The sequence below is a fragment of the Mucilaginibacter sp. P2_A5 genome (assembly GCF_056404995.1).
On sequence record NZ_JBFUCY010000001.1, the window covers coordinates 371,348 to 395,399 of the forward strand.

Annotated in this window: 16 protein-coding genes; 14 read left to right on the top strand and 2 right to left on the bottom strand. The window is 43.4% G+C overall.

Annotated elements, in window-relative coordinates; genetic code table 11:
* Positions 1-161 precede the first annotated feature (161 nt).
* The gene (locus tag AC1DXF_RS01475) at positions 162-1,790 is read left to right on the top strand and encodes an acyl-CoA carboxylase subunit beta (protein ID WP_477445374.1); all 1,629 of its coding nucleotides are present in this window, start codon (positions 162-164) and stop codon (positions 1,788-1,790) included.
* A 309-nt stretch (positions 1,791-2,099) separates the two neighbouring features.
* Here the strand turns inward: AC1DXF_RS01475 and AC1DXF_RS01480 are convergent, their stop codons facing one another.
* On the bottom strand, positions 2,100-2,666 hold the full coding sequence (locus AC1DXF_RS01480; RefSeq protein WP_477445376.1) for an OmpH/Skp family outer membrane protein: 567 nt from the start codon (positions 2,664-2,666) through the stop codon (positions 2,100-2,102).
* Between the two features lie 435 nt (positions 2,667-3,101).
* Between AC1DXF_RS01480 and AC1DXF_RS01485 the strand changes: the two genes are divergently transcribed.
* The 4 genes from AC1DXF_RS01485 to AC1DXF_RS01500 all read left to right on the top strand — a co-directional run bounded on the left by AC1DXF_RS01485 (position 3,102) and on the right by AC1DXF_RS01500 (position 8,987).
* Positions 3,102-4,274: a dipeptidase gene (locus AC1DXF_RS01485; RefSeq protein ID WP_477445378.1), complete on the top strand. Its 1,173-nt coding sequence runs from the start codon at positions 3,102-3,104 to the stop codon at positions 4,272-4,274.
* A gap of 72 nt (positions 4,275-4,346) precedes the next feature.
* A complete protein-coding gene (trxB, locus tag AC1DXF_RS01490; RefSeq protein WP_477445380.1) occupies positions 4,347-5,303 on the top strand; it encodes a thioredoxin-disulfide reductase in 957 nt (318 codons plus the stop codon).
* 605 nt (positions 5,304-5,908) lie between these two features.
* A complete protein-coding gene (locus AC1DXF_RS01495; RefSeq protein WP_477445382.1) occupies positions 5,909-8,209 on the top strand; it encodes a family 20 glycosylhydrolase in 2,301 nt (766 codons plus the stop codon).
* A gap of 16 nt (positions 8,210-8,225) precedes the next feature.
* The gene (locus AC1DXF_RS01500; RefSeq protein ID WP_477445384.1) at positions 8,226-8,987 is read left to right on the top strand and encodes a hypothetical protein; all 762 of its coding nucleotides are present in this window, start codon (positions 8,226-8,228) and stop codon (positions 8,985-8,987) included.
* 155 nt (positions 8,988-9,142) lie between these two features.
* On the opposite strand, the gene AC1DXF_RS01505 is transcribed toward AC1DXF_RS01500, so the two are convergent.
* Positions 9,143-10,045, bottom strand: coding sequence for an AraC family transcriptional regulator (locus AC1DXF_RS01505; RefSeq protein ID WP_477445386.1), 903 nt, complete (start codon positions 10,043-10,045; stop codon positions 9,143-9,145).
* 429 nt (positions 10,046-10,474) lie between these two features.
* On the opposite strand from AC1DXF_RS01505, the gene AC1DXF_RS01510 reads away from it, so the two are divergent.
* From AC1DXF_RS01510 to AC1DXF_RS01550, 9 genes are all read left to right on the top strand, one after another.
* The gene (locus AC1DXF_RS01510) at positions 10,475-11,257 is read left to right on the top strand and encodes an SDR family NAD(P)-dependent oxidoreductase (RefSeq protein ID WP_477445388.1); all 783 of its coding nucleotides are present in this window, start codon (positions 10,475-10,477) and stop codon (positions 11,255-11,257) included.
* A gap of 28 nt (positions 11,258-11,285) precedes the next feature.
* On the top strand, positions 11,286-12,515 hold the full coding sequence (locus AC1DXF_RS01515; protein ID WP_477445390.1) for an enolase C-terminal domain-like protein: 1,230 nt from the start codon (positions 11,286-11,288) through the stop codon (positions 12,513-12,515).
* 134 nt (positions 12,516-12,649) lie between these two features.
* Positions 12,650-14,305 (top strand): sodium:solute symporter, encoded by a 1,656-nt coding sequence (locus tag AC1DXF_RS01520; protein ID WP_477445392.1) that lies wholly within the window; start codon positions 12,650-12,652, stop codon positions 14,303-14,305.
* Positions 14,306-14,312: 7 nt separating this feature from the next.
* Positions 14,313-14,795, top strand: coding sequence for an L-rhamnose mutarotase (locus AC1DXF_RS01525; RefSeq protein WP_477445394.1), 483 nt, complete (start codon positions 14,313-14,315; stop codon positions 14,793-14,795).
* A 484-nt stretch (positions 14,796-15,279) separates the two neighbouring features.
* A complete protein-coding gene (locus tag AC1DXF_RS01530) occupies positions 15,280-15,867 on the top strand; it encodes a sigma-70 family RNA polymerase sigma factor (RefSeq protein WP_477445396.1) in 588 nt (195 codons plus the stop codon).
* A gap of 108 nt (positions 15,868-15,975) precedes the next feature.
* A complete protein-coding gene (locus AC1DXF_RS01535) occupies positions 15,976-17,124 on the top strand; it encodes a FecR family protein (protein ID WP_477445398.1) in 1,149 nt (382 codons plus the stop codon).
* A 194-nt stretch (positions 17,125-17,318) separates the two neighbouring features.
* A complete protein-coding gene (locus tag AC1DXF_RS01540; protein WP_477445400.1) occupies positions 17,319-20,843 on the top strand; it encodes a TonB-dependent receptor in 3,525 nt (1,174 codons plus the stop codon).
* Between the two features lie 39 nt (positions 20,844-20,882).
* The gene (locus AC1DXF_RS01545; RefSeq protein ID WP_477445403.1) at positions 20,883-22,772 is read left to right on the top strand and encodes a RagB/SusD family nutrient uptake outer membrane protein; all 1,890 of its coding nucleotides are present in this window, start codon (positions 20,883-20,885) and stop codon (positions 22,770-22,772) included.
* Positions 22,773-22,811: 39 nt separating this feature from the next.
* Positions 22,812-24,041, top strand: coding sequence for a DUF5000 domain-containing lipoprotein (locus AC1DXF_RS01550; RefSeq protein WP_477445405.1), 1,230 nt, complete (start codon positions 22,812-22,814; stop codon positions 24,039-24,041).
* Positions 24,042-24,052 lie beyond the last annotated feature (11 nt).

Below are 24,052 nucleotides of genomic sequence, written 5' to 3' on the forward strand. Positions count from 1 at the left end.
AAGCTTGCCGCTAAATGACCCAATGACCCAATGACCCAATGACCCAATGACCCAATGACCCAATGACCCAATGACCCAATGACCCAATGACCAATTGAAAACTAAAAATTATCTTTGCCAAAGTAATTTTCTCTAAATTACCATCCCTATAAAAACCAATTATGGATATTGCTTTCAATATAAATGAAGATATAAACAAACAGCTTGTTTATGAGCTTAAAACGCGGTTAAAAACAGTTTACCTGGGTGGCGGCGAAAAGGCTGCTTTGAAACAAAAAGAAAAAGGCAAAATGCTGGCTCGCGAGCGGGTGGCCTATTTGATAGATAAAGATAAACCCTGGCTGGAGGTTGGCGCTTTTACGGCCGATGGTATGTATGCCGAACATGGCGGCTGCCCATCGGGTGGGGTTATTTGCGGCATTGGCTATGTATCGGGCAGGCAATGCGTAATTGTAGCCAATGATGCCACGGTTAAGGCCGGCGCCTGGTTCCCGATTACTGCCAAGAAGAATTTACGCGCCCAGGAAATAGCCATGGAAAACCGGCTGCCTATTATTTACCTGGTAGATTCGGCAGGGGTTTATTTGCCTTTGCAGGATGAGATATTCCCGGATAAGGAACACTTTGGCCGCATTTTCAGGAACAATGCCATGATGAGCAGTATGGGCATCGTCCAAATTTCGGCCATCATGGGTTCATGTGTAGCCGGCGGGGCTTATTTACCTATCATGAGCGATGAGGCCATGATTGTAGAGGGTACTGGTTCGGTTTTCCTGGCGGGATCATACCTGGTAAAATCGGCCATTGGCGAGGATGTGGATAACGAAACGCTGGGCGGCGCAACCACGCATTGCGAAATTTCGGGCGTTACCGATTATAAACAACCCAACGACCAGGCTTGCCTCGATTCTATCCGCAACATCATGAGCATGGTGGGCGATTATAACAAAGCCGGGTTCGACAGGATAAAGCCGGTTGCCCCCAAATTAGATCCCAAGGATATTTATGGCATTTTGCCCGATAACCGTGAGAAAGCTTACGACATGCGCGAGATCATATTACGGTTACTGGACGATTCGGCTTTTGAAGAATATAAGGAAGGTTATGGCCAATCTATCATTTGCGGTCTGGGCCGGGTTGATGGCTGGGCAGTAGGCATTGTGGCTAACCAGCGCAAGGTGATCAAATCAAAAAAAGGGGAAATGCAATTTGGCGGCGTCATCTATTCCGACTCGGCCGACAAGGCAACCCGCTTTATTATGAACTGTAACCAAAAGAAAATTCCGTTGGTGTTTTTGCAGGATGTTACCGGTTTTATGGTAGGCAGCCGCAGTGAGCAGGGAGGCATTATAAAAGATGGCGCCAAAATGGTAAATGCGGTAGCCAATTCGGTAGTGCCCAAGTTTACCATAGTTATAGGCAACTCCTACGGCGCGGGTAACTATGCCATGTGCGGCAAGGCCTATGATCCAAGGCTGATATACGCCTGGCCATCGGCAAAAATAGCCGTTATGGGCGGTGCGCAGGCAGCTAAAGTACTGGTGCAAATGCAATCGGCAGGGCTAAAAGCAAAAGGGGAGCTGGTAGATGAGGTGAAGGAGCAGGAACTGTTAAAACAAACCACTGACAGGTATAACAGCCAAACTACGCCGTACTACGCCGCCGCAAGACTTTGGGTTGATGGCATTATCGACCCATTGGAAACCCGTAAGGTAATATCCATGGGGATAGAGGCGGCTAACCACGCGCCGATTGAGAAGGCGTTTAATGTGGGGGTGATACAGACGTAGTTTGAGTAGTGAGTGTCATACTAAAATAAAAGACTGTCATGCTGAGTTATAAAATCCGCGGATTCTGAAGGAGAAATGACATCCAAAAATAAACTACTGTCATCCTGAGGTACGAAGGATCTATTGGCGAACTTTTCTATCGGTCATGCATAGCTGATAGATCCTTCGTACCTCAGGATGACAGGAAAATTGGATATGTCATCCTGAGGTACGAAGGGTCTATTCGCGAACTTTTCCACCGGTCATGCAAGGCGGCAAATAGATCCTTCGTACCTCAGGATTACAGTAACATGGCTATGACATGGGTAGTTACTTCACCGCGGCAGGCGCTGTTTCCTTTTTATATTCCTCATTTAGGCCGGAAAGTACTTCTTTGGTCACATCAAGGCTTTCGTCACCATAAAGCATGGATGGGTTTGCTTTTGAGTAGGTAAGCACAATTTTATAGCCTTTTGTTTTAGTATAAGTTTTTAAGTATGTCGCTATATGGTCATACAGCTTTGAATTTTGCTCTGCTTCTTCATCCTGTAATTGCTTGGCTGTGTTTTGAGAAAGGGCCTGCAATGTCTGCTGTTTTGTTGCCAGGCGTTTTTCTGTAGCGGTACGCTGTGCCAGGTTAAGTGACGACGCGCTTTTCTGGTAAGCGGCTACTTCCTTTTGAAACGCTGTGCCTTTTGCTGTAATTTCGGCCTGAGCTTTCTGCGAAAGGTCCTGCAACTTAAATCTTACTGCTTTATAATAGTCATAATTATTAATAAGCGAATCTGAATTAACAAAAACAATAGTATTGGCAGCGCTGGTGGCGGCGGGCGCAGTTTGCGCACTTGCGGCAAGCGAGGTCAATATAATAAATACGGCGATGATAGTATACTTCATAATTTACAATTTAAAAACCGCCAAGTTACAGGTTAAAAGTAAAAGGGCCCGCCCATTCAGGAAAAAATAAAAATATCTTGTCATTATTGTTCTGATTTTGTGTTTTTTATGGGATAATTATAATTCCATTTTTGATAATTTGCAAAAGAAGTAAAGGGCTATCTGAAAGCGACAACCTGTGCTACCAGTGCAGGAAAATCGATTTTAAACTTTTCATTTACAAACGGTTAACCTTTAAAAGATAAGACACTTTTAAGCTGCCTCGTAGAGGCTACCTGTTTGTAGAAAACCAATAGTTAGCCATTTTTTGCTCCTTAGGAGCTACCTTTCTTCAGGATCAACTTTTAAAAGCGATTTTCCTGCTCTTATAGTGACAATAGCTGCATTTATATAAAAAAAAGCATATAATATCCCTGAAATTTTTATCTTGACGCTATGAAAAAACTGCTGTTGCCTTTACTTTTCTTTTCTTTAAAGCTTTGCGCGCAGGATGCCGCTAAAATTCATCAGAAAGCAATTTTAATAGATACCCATAACGATGTATTATCTAACCAACTGATCACGAAGTTTGATTTGGGTATACGGCAAACCGAGGGTGATTTTGATTTGGTACGCGCCAAAGAGGGAGGGTTGGATGCGCAGATTTTCTCGATTTGGTGTGGCGAAAATTATGGTAAAGGTACCGCCTTCGCTTTTGCCAACCGCGAAATTGATTCTTTGTACGCGCTTATTAAACGTTGTCCTGATAAAATTACGCTGGTACACAACAGCGCCGAACTGAAAAAAGCGGTAGATCAAAAAAAGCTGGCTGCACTGATAGGAGTTGAAGGCGGACACATGATTGAAGACCGGATGGATTATATTGATAGCCTGGCCAAACGGGGCATGAATTATTTAACCCTCACCTGGAACAACAGCACCTCCTGGGCGACTTCGGCCCGCGATGAGGTGACAAAAAAAGACAGTTTGAAATTTATTGGCTTAACTGATTATGGTAAACAGATTGTAAAGCACCTGAACCAGTTGGGTGTAATGGTTGATGTATCGCACGTAGGCGAACGCACCTTTTACGATGTGCTTGCTACTACTACCAAACCGGTTATTGCATCGCATAGCTGTGCCTGGAGTATTGACCCCAGTAGGCGCAACATGAAAGACGATCAGCTGAAAGCCCTGGCCAAAAACGGGGGCGTTATCTGTCTTAATTTTTACAGCGGGTTTGTGGATAGTACCTATTCGCCAAAAGTGGCGGTGTTTTTACACCAGCATAAGGCCGAGCTGGATTCGCTCATCAAAATTTACCATGATGGCGACCTGGCCAACATCAGGCTGAACGCCATGTACAAAACCGAATCGGACAAGATCCGTCCGTCGCTGAGTTTGCTCATTCATCATATTGATTACATTGTAAAACTGATAGGGGTAGATCATGTAGGCATCGGCTCTGATTTTGACGGCGCCGAATCCTATCCGCTGGGGCTGGATAGCGTGAGCGATTATCCAAAGATCACCGAAGAACTACTGAAATTAAACTACACCGAAAAAGATATCGACAAAATTTTAGGCGGTAATGTGATGCGGGTTCTGAAGACTAATACTGGTAAATGATGGCAAAGAACTGACTATACGCGCTTGCCAAATAAGCTTTTAAACCGTAAATTTGTGCCTCATTTATAACAAATGTCTGAAGAATTAGAACACGTAAAATGCCTGATCATTGGATCGGGTCCGGCAGGATATACTGCTGCCATATATGCCTCAAGGGCCGATCTTAAACCGGTAATGTATACTGGTTTATTAGCCGGCGGGCAACTAACACAAACAACCGACGTAGAAAACTTCCCTGGTTATCCGGAAGGCATCATGGGCCCCGAAATGATGGAAGATTTCAGGAAACAGGCCGAACGCCTGGGTACCGATATCCGTTTTGGCTACGTAAGCTCGGTTGACTTTACCAGCCTGCCGCATAAAGTGGTGGTTGACGAGGTGAAAACTATCCTGGCCGATACCGTTATTGTTTCAACAGGCGCATCGGCCAAATGGCTGGGCCTGCCATCTGAACAAAAGTATAGCGGCTTTGGCGTTTCGGCCTGTGCTGTATGCGACGGCTTCTTTTTTAAAGGCCAGGATGTGGCCATTGTAGGTGCCGGTGATACTGCTGCCGAAGAAGCTACTTATCTGGCCAAATTATGCCGTAAGGTATATATGATTGTTCGTCGCGATGAGTTCCGTGCCTCAAAAGCCATGGTTCACCGTGTTTTGAACACACCAAACATCGAGATACTTTATAATACCGAAACAAAAGAGATCCTTGGAGATGGTCAAAGTGTAAACGCGGTTAAGGTAATTAATAATGTTACCAACATGGAAACCGACCTTGCTGTTTCCGGCTTTTTTGTGGCGATAGGGCATCATCCTAATACCGATATTTTTAAAGGCTGGTTAAACATGGATGAAACCGGTTATATTATCACCCGTCCCGGATCAACAGAAACTAATGTAGAGGGCGTATTTTGCTGTGGCGATGCACAAGATCATATTTACCGCCAGGCTGTAACAGCCGCCGGCACCGGTTGTATGGCCGCCATTGATGCTGAGCGCTACCTTGCCGGTAAAGAGCACGTGGTAACAGCGTAGCCCCACCCAACCCTCCCCCGAAGGGGAGGACTTAAAAATAAATATTTGAAAGCTGCACGGAAACGGGCGGCTTTTTTATTGGGCATTTTTTGTATCGGTTGTTAAAAAAATCGGTTCCATGCCGGATTGTATGGGTAACCATTTTATCGGCCTGGTTCAATTTATCCCTCAGCCCCGCAACAAATCAGTGGCAAATTCGGCCGATCTTTCAGCCTGCTTTTTCTGAATTTTTGCACCAAAAACCGCCTTTTATTTTTTTGAAATTTTTTGTATTTTTTTTGAAATAAATAGTCGGTTTTTTGTGTAAAATTTGAAATTAATTACCTTATTTTTAACTATTTATGAATAAAAAACGAGCTGTTTTGAAATATAAAAAGATGCAGGTAAATTTGTACTGGTTACCAATAAAGTATAACAGTTTCCGCGTTGTTTTGCACAGTATTGGAGTTGTTGAATTCGTTTAATTTAACTGAAGTCGTGTCTGTTAATTTTAACCACCATCCTACACATCGTAGTTTCAAAACATACTTTTGTTACAATACAAAACTTCTTATAATTTTTTAAAAAGTTATATATTCACGGCTCAATATCAACCTCATATTACCATGCTAAAAAAATCTGCCCTGATGCTAAGTGCATTGTTAACTGTGTTTACTATTGTAAAGGCCCAGGATACCGATCCGTATGCGGGGATTATCCCGGCGCCGGTGTCGCTCACAAAAGCACCCGGTACTTTCCTGTTCAGCAAGGAAACAAAGATCCAGGCGGATTCGCCTTCAAATAAGGCTGTGCTGTTCTTTAAAGATTACCTGGCCGGCAACCAGGCGTACAATACGACTATAGTCGTGAAAAACGCTGGCGCAGCTCCCAATACTATCACATTAACATCTGCCGGTACCGATAATTTGCCAGCCGAAGGGTACCGCCTAACCATTACACCACAACAAATTACCGTTGCAGGTAAGGGAGCCGGTTTGTTTTATGGTATCCAGACGCTCATTCAGTTGTTCCCTGCCGAAAGAGCGGCTACTGCTAAACTTCCCTGCGTGCAGGTTGAGGATTATCCCCGCTTTGGCTACCGCGGCGCCATGTTGGATGTGGGCAGGCATTTTTTTTCGGTGCAAATGGTAAAAAAATACATCGACCTGCTGGCGGCTTACAAACTGAACAACTTTCACTGGCACCTTACCGAAGACCAGGGCTGGCGCATCGAGATAAAAAAATATCCAAAGCTTACCCAAATCAGCAGCATGCGTGCGCAAACGCTGATTGGCGGCTACCGCGACAAAACACCACAGCAGTTTGATGGTACCCCTTACGGAGGCTTTTACACCCAGGATCAAATTCGTGATGTAGTAAAATATGCGGCCGAACGTTATATCAACATAGTACCCGAAATTGAAATGCCGGGCCACTCGCAGGCTGCCCTGGCCGCCTACCCGGAACTAAGCTGCGACCCAACAAAAACGTATAAACCCGCCGAAACGTGGGGGGTATTTAAAGATATCTACTGCCCATCCGATAAAACATTCGCTTTTATACAGGATGTTTTAACCGAGGTGATGGAATTGTTCCCAAGCAAATACATCCACATTGGTGGCGATGAAGCACCAAAAGATGCATGGAAACAATCGGCATTTTGCCAGCAGCTTATCAAAAAATTAAAGCTGAAGGATGAAAACGAGCTGCAAAGCTATTTTATCCAAAGGGTAGAGAAGTTTGTTAACTCCAAAGGTCGCGGCATTATTGGCTGGGACGAAATTTTAGAAGGGGGACTTGCCCCAAATGCTGCTGTAATGAGCTGGCGCGGCGAAGAGGGTGGCATTGCAGCCGCGCAACAAAAACACAACGTGATTATGACACCGGGCAGCCACGGCTTGTATATAGATCATGGCCAGGGCAAACCAAGCCAGGAACCGTTAAGCATCGGCGGTAACGAACCGCTCTCGAAAATTTACAGCTATGATCCAACTCCCGAAGCTTTAACGCCCGAACAAAAAACTTACATTATGGGCGTTCAGGCCAACCTTTGGACCGAATATGTAGCGACTGACGCCAAAGTAGAATTTATGCTGCTGCCGCGATTGATGGCATTGTCGGAAATAGCCTGGTCGCCATTGGCTAACAAAAACTTTAAAGATTTTAGCGAAACCCGTTTACCATCGCACCTGGCCTGGCTGGATAAAAACAACCTGGATTACCACGTTCCGGTAGCTATTGGTGCCAAAGATACTGTAATGATAGGCACACAGATGAGCGTAAATTTAAAATCGCCGGTTGATGGTGCCAAGGTTTACTATACCATCGACGGCTATACCCCGCGTGAAACCGACCTGGAATACCAGGTACCTATGACCTACAGTGTACCGGCTGATCAATACCGCGAGTTGCAAACTATCGTAATAACCCCATCAGGTAAGCGCAGTAACGTTACCCGCACATTAGTTTACAATAAAGCACCTTTTGCAGCCGTTAATTATACAGCAAACATAAGCGGTGTTAATTACCAATTATTTACCGGTACCTTTGGCAGTACCAGCCAGCTGATTGGCTTGCCAAGTGATAGCGGAGCAGTAAAAACCTTTAATACAACAGAATTCAGGAAAAGTAAAGGTAAGTTTGGTGTAATTTACAACGGATTTATTAATATTGACGCTGATGGCAATTACGGCTTCTCCACACTATCGGCCAATGGTTCGGTTTTATTGATAGATGACCAGGTTGTGGTTGATAACGATGGAAAGCATACGGCCAACGAGCAATTTGGCGCAGCGCCGTTATTGAAAGGTTACCACAAGTTCACACTAAAATATGTGGATGCAGGTGGCAACAACACATTAAAAGTGTTTATAACCGCGCCGGGCAAAGCCAAAGCCGAATTGACTGCCGATGTACTGAAAAATTAAAAAAGGATAACATATAATGATCAGGAGGTTTGGTTATATACTTGTTTTAATGGCCGCTGCTATAATAGCCGGCTGTGGCAGCAACGAACCTAAAATATCGGGCACATCTGCAAAGCCAAAAGCCCCCGAGCTTATGAAGCCCTTCAGGTTTCATAAGATGATAGAGGTTTCGCCGGGGCAAACTTATGATGTGCTTAGCTGGGGCAGGGGATCGCAGGAGGCCGGGGCATTTATGATCCTGCATTCAGATTCATCGGCTATAAAATATACCACCACAACCGGCGACCTTGAAGGCCAGATCATTGATGTTTATAACTCTGATATGGACGTAGATGGTAACCCCGAAATATTGGTAGCGGTTAAATCAAAAGATACCATTAATCGTACCGGTATTTACGCCTATGAGTTTAATAACGAAAGTAAAGCCAACAAACTCGATTTTCCAAAACTGAACAGTTCGCAGCGCAAAGGTTACCGGGGCGATGACAATTTTTACATTCGTGATGGTAAACTGATCCGCGAATTTCTAATTTATAAAGGCAGCGGTAAAGATGCTGTTTCAACCGGTGCAAAACGCCAGCTGGAGTATGGGTTAAGCCGTAACGAATTCACGGTAAAGCAACTAAGTAAAGATTCTGTTGATGTGGCCCCAAAGGCGGCTACGGCAAATGTCGCATCAAAGAAACAAGACGATAAGCCAACCACCAAAAAATCTGAAAAGAAAAGCTCATCAAAATCTGCTAAAAAGAAGAAACGCAAAAGACATCGCAACGATTAAGGTTCTGTTTAATTCTTATAGTTTTTACAAAGGCGCATTAATGCGCCTTTGTTGTTCAAAATGGGTTAGCTAAGCAGTTTGTGCTGAAAAATATGCCATAACTATGCTATGAAGTTCATTGTTGCAAGATCGTCGCCTAAATGGTAGTATCTGCATCACCCCGTATTCTTCGCTGTAATGCGGTATTGCTCGGGCGATGAGCCGATATATTTTTTGAAAATGCGTGAAAAGTAATATGGGTCTTCATAGCCCAGGTTGGCCGCTACTGTCTTTATTTTATCGCCATTGGCATATAATAACTGGCAGGCCTTTTGCATTTTTAAGTGAATAAAATAATCAATGGGGGGCATGCCGGTAGCTTTGCGAAATAGGTTGGAGAAATGCGACACCGATAAACTATGCTTGCCGGCCATATCTTCCACGCTCAGTTTTTTGCTCAGGTTATTACGCATGTTGTGGATGGTTTTGGTGATCATATCGCCTTCATCGTTCTTATCATGCTGGATATGCCGCTCGGGCATTAAAAAGGTGGCTATAATATGGTACAGGCAAAAGCAAGCGCTGTTAATGTTCTCCAGGCTGTAGCCCATCTCCAGGGTTTGGTAAATATTATGCCATATGGATATTGCGCTTTCGTTAAATGGGATATGTACGGGGCCACGCGTAATGCTTAAATTAAGCGATTTGTTGAAGCTGTCTATTTTATCGCCGGTAAAATGCACCCAGTAAATGGTCCATGGGTCATCAATATCAGCCCAATATCTCATGTATTTATCGGTAGCCGGGATCAGGATAAATTGGTTGCTGCGTACTTCAAAACGTTTGTTATCTACAATATAATGGCCCTTTCCCTGTAGGCAGTAAATGAGTATGTTGTCTTCGCAACCTTTGCGGCGTTCGCGATAATGGAACGAAGCCTTGGGAAAGTAGCCAATATGTGTTATATAAATATGAAATAGCTCAGGATCACGTTCTTTGGCCTCGCGCAATACTTTTTGAGGGATGCTGATGAACTTTTCACCGTCAAAACCTTGCCGCCTTTTTAAGCTGTTACTCATCAAAAATAATATTAAGGAATAATTGGTATTATAGTTGGATATTACATCAGCAGGAACATAGCACCCGGCATACAGGTTGCTATTATAGATAAAACAATCTGCAAATACAATCATTTACACAGTATTGCAAACCCGCCACAGCATTATGCCAATAAACCATAATTTTGACATTTTTTTTAGTGGAATAATCCATTAAAAAAAATGTTTTGGCTATTATAAACTCACAAACATCGGTTTACTTTTGGTCTGTTCGTAACAACCAATATAACCAGCGCTGTCGATCTTGCTTTTAAAGTTACCCTATTGCCGGTTAGCGGCGGTAACCCACAAATAGCCTGCTTCAAGCCTTTTATAAGGTAAAAACATTACTGTTTAAATATTAAACCTGTGCATGCCGGTTTTACGCTTCGGCCACACTATAACATTTATATGCTATTAAAAAATAAGGTAATTTTTTTAACGGGCGGCACCGAAGGCATAGGCTTTGAGTGCGCCAAAATATACCATGGGGCAGGGGCAAAGCTTTGTATTGTTTCCAATTCGGAGCGGAGCATTGATGAGGCCAGGTCAAAGCTGCAGTCACTGGATATCCTGTACCTTAAAGCCGATGTTTCAGTAGCTGCCGCTATAAGGCAGGCTATTGCCAAAGTTGTAGATTATTTTGGCAAAATAGATGTGATCCATAATAATGCAGGTATCAGCAACCCATCAAAAGCTGTTCATGAAACCACCGTGGACGAGTGGGATGCCCTTTTTGATGTAAATGTAAAAGGCATATTTAACACTACCCGGTATGGAATTGATGAGCTTAAAAAAACGCGCGGTAATATCCTGAATACTAGTAGCCTCGTTGGCGATATGGGCCAGGAAATACATGCCGCATACAGTGCAACTAAAGGCGCTGTAAATGCTTTAACCAAATCAATGGCGCTTGATTATGCCCCTTACGGTATCCGCGTTAACGCGGTAGCCCCGGCGGGTGTTTGGACACCCATGCTGCGGGCCTGGAGTCAGCAACAGCCCGATATTAATTCAATCGAAAATTACCTGGATAACATTCATGCCCTGGGATATTGCCCCGAAGGCGACGTGGTGGCAGATGCCTGCTTGTTCCTGGTATCCGACCAGGCCCGGTTTGTAACCGGCTGTATTTTACCTGTTTCCGGTGGTGCCGAATTAGGCTATCGCCGTGTGTTAAACCAAACCATTTAATCAATCCCCCAAGAAACTTTATATAATAATGATTAAAAATATACAGGTTGATGATATCCGTTATAAGCTTGATGGAGCGGCCGGCAGCGATGCTATACATACCGATCCTGTTTACTCCTACGCGGTAACCCGTTTATTTGACGATTGCGGCCACACAGGAGTTGGCTTTGCATTTACCTTGGGCGAGGGCAATGATTTGGTTTGTAAAGCTGCCCAATATTATGCCGATAAAATTAAAGGGAGGGATATTGAGGATACCATGGCCAATTTTGGCGATTTGTTCAAAAAACTCTCTAACGATCAGCAATTTCGCTGGTTGGGGCCGCACAAGGGCGTGGTGCATTTGGCGCTTGCTTCGGTTACCAATGCCTGTTACGACCTTTGGGCCAAAAAAAGAGGCCTGCCACTTTGGAAACTGTTAACAGACCTAAGCCCCGAACAAATTGTAGCTACTTTAGATCTGTCGTACCTTGAAGATGAGTTGACTCACGAACAGGCTATCAGCATGCTCAAAGAGCAACAGTCCACTAAAACAATCCGCGAAGGCATTTTACAAAAAGGCTATCCTGGCTATGACACATCCATAGGCTGGTTTAACTACTCCGATGAAAAAGTACGCGAAAACTGCAGAATTGCATTGGCCGAAGGTTTTACTGCGATGAAGCTTAAAGTAGGCTCAACCGATCCGGAAAGGGATATCCGCCGTGCGCATATTGTGCGGGAGGTTGCCGGCGATAGTGTAAAAGTAATGCTTGATGCCAACCAGCAATGGAACCTGCCGCAGGCGATATCGATATGCAACAAGTTAAAGAGCATGAACCCCTACTGGATAGAGGAGCCCACCCATCCAGATGACGTATTGGCCCATAGAACTCTGGCCGATGCCATTTCGCCGTTAAAATTGGCTTTAGGCGAGCATGTGCCCAATAAAATCATTTTTAAAAACTACCTGCAAACCCGCTCGGCTTCATTTATCCAGGTTGATGCTGTAAGGGTAGGGGGCGTAAGCGAATTTATAACCGTGAGCCTGCTATGCAAAAAATACGGGGTACCTGTAGTGCCGCACGTGGGCGATATGGGCCAACTCCACCAGCACCTGGTTTTGTTTAACCACATAGCAATTGGTCACGAGGCTTTATTTTTAGAACATATCCCACACCTGAAAAAGCATTTTGTAAACCCCGTGAACATAACCGGCGGCGTATACCAAACACCGCAGGTGCCTGGGAGTAGCTGCGATTTGAAAATATTAGGTTAGTGAGTTGTGAGTGAGTTGTGAGTTGTGAGTTGTGAGTTGTGAGTTGTGAGTGAAAATGGGCTTGGCAAATTAGCGATTTGGAGTTTAGAATTTACCAATTAGAGTTTAGAGTTTAAAAATTAGGATTTTTCCAGATGATACACACACCAGATTTGATCATTAGTGGCTTGTACATAGCGGTGATATTTATTATCGGTCTGTGGTCGGGTATTCGTCATCAGCAAAAAACAAAAAATAACAATAACGAGGCCGGCGAATATTTTCTGGCGGGTAAAAAACTGCGCTGGCCAATGATTGGCCTGGCCTTATTTGCCACCAATATTTCATGCGTGCACCTGGTGAGCCTTGCACAAAGTGGTTTTGATACTGGTTTGCTCAATGGCGACTTTGAGTGGATGGCTGCTTTTACACTAATACTACTGGCTTTGTTTTTTGCACCTTTTTATATCAAATCAGGTGTATCAACATTGCCCGATTTTTTAGAAAAACGTTACGACAGGGCCAGCCGCGATTGGCTGGCCATCATATCGGTGGTATCCGCCGTGTTAATTCATATCGCTTTTTCGTTATTGGCCGGCGGTATAGTATTGCACACGCTGTTTGGGGTTGATATGTATACCAGTGTTATCATCATCTCCATTATTACTACTATATACACCGTAGTTGGCGGTTTAACCGCCGTAGTAGTTACCGAATCTATCCAAACTGTGGTGCTTTTAGGCGGCGCTATCATCATGAGTATCGCCGCTTATACCAAAATGGGCGGTTGGGAGCCAATGGTTGAAGTACTAAAACATACCGGCCAGCTTAATAAACTATCTATGCTTCGCCCTCATGGCGATGCCAGCGGTATGCCCTGGTATGCGGTGTTTTTAGGATACCCGGTATTGGGCATCTGGTACTGGTGCGCCGATCAAACCATTGTGCAGCGCGTTTTAGGTGCCAAAGATGAAAACCATGCCAGGGTTGGTCCGCTGTTTTGCGGCTTTATCAAAATATTACCTGTTTTTATTTTTGTGATGCCGGGCCTGTTTGCCTACACGCTGGCGCAAAGCGGGTACCTGGATATTTCGGCCTTAAAAAGTGTGGTTGATGGGAAAGAAGTGGTGAACAGTAAAGGGATTTATACCTTGATGATTACCCAGTTAATTCCTCCGGGGCTGATAGGCGTACTTGTTGCCGCGTTATTATCCGGTTTAATGAGCCAGATTTCGGGGGCATTAAATTCAATATCAACCATTGTAAGCTATGATATTTATAAAAGGTATAAACCCGATGCAACAGACAAAAAACTGGTGAGCATTGGTAAAATAGCAGCCGGGGTAGCGCTCGTTCTGTCGTTAATGTTATTGCCACTACTCAATAATTACGAAAGCATATTTAATGGTTTAAATGACATTATAGCCCACATAGCGCCGCCAATAACCTGTGTGTTTTTGTTAGGTGTGTTCTGGGAAAAAGCATCGGCTGTTTCGGCTAAATATACTTTATGGATAGGGTCTGCAATAGGGGTGGCGGTGTTTGTCATTGGCAAGGTTTACCCTGCAAGCGCAATTGGCTCCATTCCATTTATGATGATGGCTTTTTATCTTTTTGTAGTTTGCCTGTGTTTACAGGTTGTATTATCGTATATGTACCCCGTTCAACATACCAAAGAAAGCGCTACCCTGTATTGGAAATCGCCCTGGGAACCTTTGCGTGGTGTTGCCTGGAGTGGTTTAGGCAACTATAAAGTACTTTCGGTTTTGTTAATTGGCATAATGGCCATATTGTTTTACATTTTCAGGTAGTAACATCATGAATACAGTTATCCATCAAATTAAACATTTTACACTTATACTTTTCACTTGCGTTATTGGCTTTTCGGCATGTAAAAGTGGCGATAATAAAACAGGTCTACAGCAGGATACTGCATCAACAAAAGCCGTGCAGCCGAAAAATGTGCAGCGTTTTGGTATGGTAACCGGCTTAAGGCCCGAAAAGATGGCCTACTATAAACGATTGCACGCGCATGCCTGGCCCGGTGTTTTGAAAAAGATAAAAGAGTGTAACATTCACAATTACTCCATCTATATTCAAAAAATAGAGGGTAAGTATTTTTTGTTTAGTTACTTTGAATACGTGGGTGTTGATTTTAAGGCCGACATGGCCAAAATGGCGGCCGATACCACCACCCAAAGCTGGTGGAAGGAAACCGATCCTACCCAAATACCCCTCCCCGGGGCCGCTGCCAGCAAGCAGCAATGGCAAGCCATGGAAGAGGTATTTCATACAGAATAAATCCCTTTGCCTAATTTAAATCGTAAAAAAACAGGCGTTGTTTTTAAATTGACTAAAATTAAAGTGATGTAGTGAAAATAAGAGTTATTTTAACGGCGAATATTCCATTGTTCATGAACAATGGAATATTTAACTTTAATGGATTTTATTTAGTTTTGATTTTTAAACTGTCGGGCAACCATGAGCGACAGTGGCGTTATAAACCTAACGTAGTTTTTTAGGCTTTAATTGTTTACTTATCATATTCTTCTTAACAGGGAAGAATTTGTTATATATCATAAGCGGATTTTGGGGTTTAAAATTGATGAATAAAATTTAAATGAATTGATAATTAGCCGGTTAATTTAACATATGAGTAAAACTTTACCCTTTAACAAAAGTGTCATTTTTCTTGAACTATGCCCGTTTAATGCGTTGGTAATAAATGGGATGTGTGCTGCTAATTATACAAACCGGGCCCGCTAAATGAAAAAGGTGGGCGGTTATGTTTAATTATGGCACATACACAGATGAGCAGCTTACCGCCCTGTTAAAAGAGGGGGACCATGCTGCCTATACCGAAATTTACCGCCGGTATTGGAAAAAACTGCTGTTAATAGCCTGGAACCACAGTAAAGATGAACTTGCCTCAAAGGATATTGTACACGATGTATTTATATCGTTATGGGAAAGGTATACCGAAGTTGAAATTAATAATCTTCCCGCCTTCCTGGCAACATCGGTAAAATTTACCGTTTACAAGTATTACCAAAAAGAGCAGCGCAGGAACGACCTGGCTTTGCAAAATTACGAGTATGAAACTACTGTGAACGATGAAGATAAGCTGGATGCCATTTTTTTGCAGGAATATGTAAACGGCATTGTTGAAAAAATGCCCGAGAAATGCCGCCTGGTATTTGGCTACAGCCGCAACCTGGGGATGAAAAATTCGGAGATAGCTACCAAAATACAAATTACCGAAAAAGGGGTGGAGGCCAATCTTACCCGGGCGCTTCGTATTATCAGGGGCGAACTTAAAAATCATGGCTGGATACTTATAGTGGCCATCCATATCCACCGGCTTTTCAAATAAAAAGAGAAGTGCACTCCTGCCTTCTTTAATTAAATAAATTTTTTTTTAATAACCATGTAGGGTACCGTTGTTGTCGCGGTACATACCTATACTAAAGCGCAATACCAATTGAACCGCCAAACCATTTATAAGTTAATACGCAAGTATAAAGATAATACTGCGACCGAGTCGGAAAAGGAAACTTTAACCGAATGGTACCGGAATGTAGCCAACCAGGACGGCGAATTTCCGGACGACGAAGAAAGCGTGGAAAAAGAAATGCTTTTACGTTTAAATAAACAAACCCAACCACTGAAGCCGCATAGCCGTTTTTTAAAAAACTGGACAATTGCTGCATCAATACTTTTTTTGCTTTCGTTTGGTGCCATTTTTTTTATCAGGAAAACCGGCAATACACAAAAAGTGGATTTGGCTCATAACACGATCATAACACCGGGCGGCAACAAAGCCATTTTAACACTGGCCAACGGTCAAAAAATATCGCTCACAGATGCGCAAAAAGGACAAATTGTTCAACAGAAAGGCGTTCAGATATCGAAAACTGCCGATGGACAACTGGTTTATACAGCAGCGGATGACAGTAATGATGGTTCAAATGCTATTGCAACGGCACAATACAACACCATGGAAACCCCAAGGGGCGGGCAATTTCAATTGTTTTTGCCCGATGGCACCAGGGTATGGCTTAACGCGGCGTCGTTGTTAAAATACCCGGTGAATTTTGGGGTAGCCGGCGAACGCAGGGTTGAACTAACCGGCGAAGCCTATTTTGAAGTAGCTCATAATAAAGATCGCCCGTTCAGGGTAGTTACCAACCGCCAGGTTGTTGAGGTTTTGGGTACCCATTTCAATGTTAGCGCTTATAACGACGAACCAAATACCAAAACCACACTGCTTGAAGGTTCGGTGAAAGTTACCGGCGGCGATAAAAATGCCATGTTAAAACCGGGCCAGGAAGCAAGCCTTACAGATCATCTTAAGGTATCTGATGTGGACACCGAAGAAGCCGTAGCCTGGAAGAACGGCTATTTCAGGTTTGATGATGAGCGTTTGGAAACAGTTATGCGCAAAGTTTCCCGCTGGTACAACGTAGATGTTGTTTACCGGGACAATGATGTTAAGGACGATTTATTTGCCGCTGTAACCACCCGTTTTGCCAATATATCAACCCTGCTTAAAATAATGGAACAAACCAGCGATGTTAATTTCAGCATTGAAGGATCAAAGATTATTATAAGCAAAAAGGTAAAAAAGTAAACACCCAAAACCAATATATAACCAATTATCAACCCTAAATTAAAACCATCAATATGAAGAAAAATACTACCTGAAGAGTAAAAGATGGCTTATAATATAAGTAAGATCAGGAACACTCGCGATGTTCCCGATCTAAAAGCTTATAAGCTAAAATGCTAATGTGACTCCACTTTTAACTTTAACAGCCTTAACAAATGTATAAAAATTTTACTACAAACATTTGTATGCCTTCGGGCTACATCAAGAAATTTCTGCTCATAATGAAGATGACAAGCTTTATGCTCATGCTTGCTTTTATGCAGGTGAGCGCAGCGGTTTTTTCACAAAAAATCACTTATGTAAATAAGGATGCTACGCTAAAGCAAGTATTTAAACAAATTAACAAGCAAACCGGGTATAATATATTTTGGTCGCCTAAAAGCATTAACAGCAATCATAAAATAGCTGCCGCTTTTAAAGACGCGTCTATTGACCAGGTGCTTTCCGCTTGTTTAAAAGATTTTCAGCTAACTTATTTAATTGAAGGTAAATCGGTTATTATTAAAGATGCGCCGGTTGTAAACACCAACACACCGGTTGAAGCCATGGCTGATATCACCATAACAGGTACGGTGAAAAATGAAAAAGGCGAAGCCCTGGTTGGGGTTACCATTGCAGCTACCGGCGACAAAAAGTCTGGTACCCTAACTGATAACAACGGTAAGTTTGTTTTGGATGTAAAAGATGGTACGGAAGTAAAAATTTCTTACATCGGCTACAAAACGCAAACAATTACAGTTACGCAAGGCAAAAAGGTTTACAACGTTATAATGGTTGAAGATGTTACTGCAGCCGAAACGGTAGTTGTAACCGCCTATGGGCGTAAGCAGCTAAAGGAAGCCATTGTAGGTTCTGTTACCACGGTAAAGCCTGGCAATTTAAAAATACCGGCAAGTAACTTAACCAATGCGTTGGCAGGGCAGGTTGCCGGCGTAATAGCGTTTACCCCAAGCGGCCAGCCGGGGCAGGATAACGCTAAATTCTTTATCAGGGGTGTAACTACATTTGGGTACAAGCAAGATCCGCTGATTTTGATAGATAACGTTGAGCTAACAACCAACGACCTTGCCCGCTTAAATGTGGATGATATCGAAAGCTTTTCGGTACTGAAAGACGCAAGCGCCACCGCGCTTTATGGGGCAAGGGGTGGCAACGGCGTAATTTTGGTAAAAACTAAAGAAGGTAAAGCAGGCAAAGCCCAGATTAATGTAAGGGTTGAAAACTCGCAATCACAATCAGCAAAAACCATTGCGCTTGCAGATCCTATTACCTATATGCGGCTTTTTAACGAGGCCACCCGCACACGTTACCCCTTAGATCCGCTGCCGTATGATGAAAACAAGATCATTAACACACAGGCAACTATTAATCATGCTCCCGGCAGTAACCAGTACGTTTACCCGGCTACCGATTGGTTGGGCATGTTATTTAAAAAACGCGCCAATACACAGCGCGCTAATTTAAGTTTACAAGGCGGCGGTGGCGTTGCCCGTTACTATGTTGCCGGCGCATTCACCAATGATAACGGTATTTTACGTACCGATATCAGGAACAATAATAACAACAACGTTAATTACAAAACCTACCAGTTACGATCGAACGTAAACATTAACGTAACCAGTAAAACCGAATTGATTATTCGCTTATCCGGTACTTTTGGCGAATATAATGGCCCGCTTACCAGCGACGGCACTCAGCAAACCCAGCTTTATAACCTGGCATCGCACACCAGCCCGGTTGATTTTCCGGCTTATTACCCGGCAGATTCTGCCAACCTGCGTACACAGCATATTTTATTTGGTAACTCACCTGCGGAATCCGATCAGGACGGTGGAAGTAAATACATCAACCCTTATGCTGAATTGTTAAAAGGACACCAGAACTCGTCAGAATCAAGGATGCTTGCGCAACTGGAATTAAACCAGAACCTGGATTTTTTGACATCGGGTTTAAATTTTCACGCCATTATGAGTACCAATAGGCGCTCATTCTTCCAGTCGTATTTAAGTTATAGCCCTTTTTATTATAATGCTATCAACTACGATAAAACAACCAATACTTACCAGTTAAACTGGATAAATAACCTGGCTACCGGCAATAATGTGGCGCGGGAGTATTTACAATATAATTCATTCGGTAATAGCGCAAGTTCATTCCTGTATTTACAAGGCGTATTGGATTATGCCCATACTTTTGCTGCAGATCACAGTGTAAGCGCAGCTTTAATTGGTACCGAGCAACAAACACTTAACGGGCCTGCAAATTCACTGTTCAATTCATTGCCTTTCCGTAACCAAACGTTGGCGGGTAGGGCAACCTATTCATACAAAGGGAGATATTATCTTGAATTTAACTTTGGTTTAAACGGATCAGAGCGTTTTTCGGCAGCTCATCGTTATGGATTTTTTCCAACTATCGGCGCATCATGGATTGTATCGGACGAAAAATTCTGGGGCGATTTGTATAATGTATTTGATAGGTTTAAACTACGTGGCAGCTATGGCTTAGTAGGTAACGACGCCATTAGCGACAGGAGGTTTTTCTATTTATCTGACGTAAACCTCAATGGAGGTAACTTTGCCAGTTTTGGTCAAAATAACGGCTACTACCGCAATGGAGTAAGCATCAACAATTACGAAAATGACGATGTAACATGGGAAACTTCAAAACAAACCAACCTGGGCGTTGAATTTACTTTGCTTAAAAAAATCAATGTAATAGCCGAGGTTTACAAAAACAACAAATACAATATCCTCCAGGACCGTTCTTCTATACCATCAACAATGGGGCTTGAATCGGGTATCTCAGCCAATATTGGTAAGGCCGAATCAAAGGGAATCGATATATCTGTAGATGGTAAAGAAAACATAGGCAGGGATTTTTCTTTGCAGTTGCGGGGTAACTTTACCTACTCAACCAACAAATACACTCAATTCGAAGAGCCTGATTATCCCGAATCTTACCGTCATCGCGAAGGCCAGCCAATTAACAGGTCTTTTGGTTACGTGGCCGAGCGTTTATTTGTCGACGATAACGAAGCCCGGAACTCACCTTCGCAGGTTTTCAGTACCAACGGTTTCCCACCTTTGGGCGGTGACATCAAATACCGCGATTTGAATGGCGACGGTAAGATTGATGGCGCCGATCAGACTTTTATTGGTAATCCAACTATACCCCAAATTGTTTATGGGTTTGGTATATCTGCCAGCTATAAAAACTTCGATCTTTCCGGTTTTTTCCAGGGACAGGCAAAAGTATCCTTCTTTATTAACCCGGCTACAACAGCGCCTTTTATAAAAAGCCCCGAATCGTACTACACCGGTAATACACAGGTGTTGCAAGCCTATGCTGATGACCATTGGAGCGAAGACAACCAAAATCTGTACGCATTGTACCCAAGACTTGGCCCCGATGGTGCATCTATTGAAAATAACAGGCAAAACAGCACCTGGTGGCTGCGCGATGGTAGTTTCCTGAGGCTTAAATCTGTTGAGGTTGGCTACACTTTGCCACAAAAAATAGCAAAAGCCTTATTGGTAAAAAATGCACGCATCTATTTTAACGGCTTAAACATGCTTACCTGGAGCCCTTTCAGGTTATGGGACCCGGAACTGGGAGGCAACGGATTTGCATACCCTATTCAAAAGGTGTTTAACATAGGTTTAAATGTCAATTTATAACATTAAGTAAATATGAAATCATATTATAAATATTTGTTTATGGCAATCTTCGCAATCTCTTGCGTGTCATGTAAAAAGTACCTGGATGTTACGCCGGATAATGTTGGTACTATAGATTATGCCTTCAGGAACCGGAATGAAGCAGAAAACTACCTGTTTACCTGCTATGCTACTATTCAGCAATTAACCTATGTGCAAAATAACCCTGGTTTTACCACTTCGGGCGAGATTATATTCCCAAACAACCTGACAGATTTCCAGGGAATTGATCCAACCGGGTTTAACCTGATCAGGGGTACACAAAACGCTGCTAATCCCGGCCTTAACTATTGGGATGGTTATAACGGCGGCCAGGCAACCTGGAAAGCTATCAGAAGGTGCAACACCATGCTGGAGAATATAGACAAACCTATTGACCTGGGCGCCGACGAAAAGAAAAGATGGATAGCCGAAGTGAAGTTTTTGAAAGCCTACTATCATTTTGTGCTCTTCAGGTTATATGGCCCTATCCCGATTGTTGATGTAAACCTGCCTATTAATAGCTCGACCGACGAAGTAAGGGTAAAAAGAGCGCCGGTTGATTCAGTGGTAAATTATATGGTAAGGCTTCTTGACCAGGCTGCACCCAACTTGCCGCCGGTGATATTTAATCCAACAAAAGAGCTTGGCCGTATTACCCAGCCTATTGCACTTGCTGTTAAGGCTCAGATATTAGCTACTGCAGCAAGCCCGCTTTTTAATGGTAACCCGGATTATATCAGCATAAAAAATAAAGATGGCAAGGCGCTTTTCCCTGCGGCCTATGATGCTACAAAGTGGGATAAAGCAGCCGCAGCTTGTTTGGCTGCAATTACCAGTGCCGAAGCAAACGGCGCGGCACTCCACAAGTTTATCGCTACAGCCAGCGTTAACGGGCTTAATGATTCGGTGAAGACAGTTTTAGACCTTCAAACAACAATCACCGAAAAATGGGAACTTAATACCGAAACAATATGGGCTTTAAATCCTGCATTCCCTTGTCAAAGCTATTGTATGCCAAGGCTCACAGCCAAAGCTGCTGCCAGCCCGTCATTCCAGGGTACTTTTGCTGTGCCGATACAGGAACAGGAACTATTTTATACCCACAATGGTGTACCCATTAACGAGGATAAAACCTGGGATTACGCCAACCGGTATGACACCCGCACCGGCGATGATGCCAACCGGTTTTATATAGGCAATGGTTATACTACGGTTAAAGCACATTTTGACCGTGAACCAAGGTTTTATGCCGATATAGCTTTTGACGGCGGTACGTGGTTTGGTAACGGCCAATTGGATCAAAATTCGCAATACTATGTTCAGGCACGCGGTAGCGGCGCATTGGCCGGGCCAACAGATAGGGTGAGGCTAAACATTACCGGTTACTGGCCTAAAAAACTGGTAAACTATTTAACTGTATATGACGATGGTTATACCATTGCCGACTATCGCCTGCCGGTAATAAGGCTGGCAGGCATGTACCTGCTTTATGCCGAGGCATTGAACGAGCAGGGGAAAACCGCTGCGGAAGTGCTGCCATGGATTGATAAAGTAAGGGCAAGGGCCGGATTAAAAGGCGTTGCCGAATCATGGACAACCTACTCAAAAGACCCTTCAAAATATACCACCCAAACTGGCCTTCGCCAGATTATTCACCAGGAATCGCGTATCGAACTCGCGTTTGAATGCACACCAGGCTGGGACCTTCGCCGTTGGAAAGAGCTGTCGGCCGCCTTAAGTAAGCCGCTGCAATGCTGGAGTATATATGAGTCATCAGCAACAAATTACTACCGTCCAAGCGCTACCAACACGGTAACACCAATATTTAATGTCAGGAATTATTTGTGGCCCATACTAAATGACGACCTGGTGATTAATAATAACCTGGTACAGAATTTAAACTGGTAAGTTAAGTGTTTAATAATCATATCATTAAATATGAAAAAAATGAAAAATATTAAAAATTATTTAATCCTTCTTTTTGCAGGGTTAGTGGTTTCAGGCATAGTATCGTGCAAAAGGAACGATGGGGAAAGGGTGCCAATCTCGACGGATAAAACAAAGCCCGGCATAATTACAAATGTCAAGATTGATAACTATCCGGGAGGTGCCTATATTACCTACACGCTGCCAAACTCCGATAATATACTTTACGTACAAGCCAAATACCAGATAGGGAACGGCGTATCACGGGAAACCAAATCAAGCTACTACACCGATACTGTAAATGTTGAGGGTTTTGCAAAAGAAGCCGACTACGAGGTTACGTTGTATACCGTAACCAGGGCAAATGTGCAGTCAGATCCGGTTAAGGTTACTGTACACCCGCAAACTCCGCCCTACATCTCCATTAAAGCCACAACAAGTATTGGCGCCGATTTTGGCGGTGTTAACGTTAAAGCGTTAAACCCTTTGAAGAAGGAAATTGGTGTTATTGTAACTGCCTTTGATAAATCGACTAATGCCATGGAAATCCAGGACCAGCATTATACAAAATCAGATACCATTGATTACTCCGTGCGTGGTTTTAATACCGATAACCGGAGTTTTGGGGTTTACATAACCGATAAATTCGGCAATATATCAGATACCATTAAGCAAGCCATCTCGCCATTGTTTGAGCAATTGCTGGATAAAAGCAAATTCAGCCCTTACAATTTAACATCAGATACCGAAATAGGATATGGTTGGGTGCTTCCCAATTTATGGGATGGTAAAACAGATGGCAACAGTGCCGGCTGGCATACCAACCCGGGGCATAACCCGCCATTTGTTTGCACATTTAATGTTGGCTTAAGCTACAAATTAAGTCGCTTTATTTTATGGGAACGGCCAGATCAATACGCCTATGGCCATGGTAACCCAAGAATTTTCTCTTTATGGGGCTCCAATGTTTCCTCGCCTAAGGATTCGCAGTTACCGGTATCAGCCGCAGTTGGCACTGTTATAGGTGATTGGACAAATCTTGGTAACTATCATTATCCGGATCCACCTTCTGGCTTACCATCAACGGCTGTTAACTCGGCCGATAATGCTTTTGTAAAGGCTGGCGTAAACTTTAATATATCATTAGCGGCGCCGCCGGTTCACTTTATCAGGCTTGCTGTCGCGCAAACATGGTCGGGCGGTAACTTTGCACACGCGATGGAAATTTCACTATACGGTAAACCAGAGTAGTTAATTTTTAT